This window comes from Gluconacetobacter asukensis (genome assembly GCF_014174375.1).
Lineage (GTDB): Bacteria > Pseudomonadota > Alphaproteobacteria > Acetobacterales > Acetobacteraceae > Gluconacetobacter > Gluconacetobacter asukensis.
Map to the genome: position 1 here is coordinate 1 of NZ_JABEQE010000057.1, position 849 is coordinate 849.

Annotated in this window: 1 protein-coding gene; it reads left to right on the forward strand. The window is 61.0% G+C overall.

Features of this window, described 5'->3' with window-relative positions:
* Positions 1–73: 73 nt before the first annotated feature.
* A protein-coding gene (locus HLH35_RS19695) for an IS5 family transposase (protein ID WP_220790795.1) occupies positions 74–831 on the forward strand; the annotation gives its coding sequence in 2 pieces (ribosomal slippage) (positions 74–392 and positions 392–831; 759 coding nt in all).
* The last annotated feature ends 18 nt before the right edge of the window (positions 832–849 follow it).

Genomic DNA, 849 nt, shown 5'->3' on the forward strand with positions numbered 1-849 from the left:
TAGGCGCTGTCTGCATTCATGGATTCCCTTTGATTTGAAGTTCTGATTCAAGGCTGTCGATGGAGGGCAAGCCTTGAGCAGACGGACACTGACAGACGAGCAATGGAGCCGGATCGAGGGCCATCTTCCCGGCCGGCTCGGAACGCCCGGGCGGGGCGGGGTCGACAACCGGCTATTCGTGGATGCCATCTTGTGGATGGCCGGCAATGCGGCGCGCTGGCGTGACCTGCCGGACGTGTTCGGCAAATGGACGGCGGTCCACGCCCGTTTTCGACGTTGGTCACATTCGGGCGTCTGGGAAAGGCTTTTCCATACCCTGGCCGACACGCCGGACTTCGAATACGTCCTGATCGACAGCACCATTTCGAAAGTTCATGCTGATGCGACTGGTGCAAAAGGGGGGCTGAAGCTGCCGCCATCGGTCGTTCACGTGGCGGCCTGACGACCAAGCTGCACGCTGTCGTCGATGCGATCGGCCTGCCTCTGCGGATCCATCCGACGCCGGGACAATACGGCGACCGGCCCCAGGCCGAGACTCTCCTGTCCGGTTTGCAGGGCGTCGGCCATGTCATCGCCGATGCCGCTTACGATGCAGACCCGCTACGCGCCTTCATCGCTGACGACCTCGGGGCAACCGCACAGATCAAGGCCAATCCCAGCCGCGCCATCATGCCTCCGATCAACTGGAACCTCTACAAGGAACGCCATCAGGTCGAATGCTTCTTCAATAAACTCAAACGCTTCCGCAGAATCGCCTTGCGATGCGAGAAAACGCTCCCCGCCTTTATGGGCTTCGTCCACCTCGCATGCGCCATGATCTGGCTGCGGTGAATGCAGACAGCGCCTAGG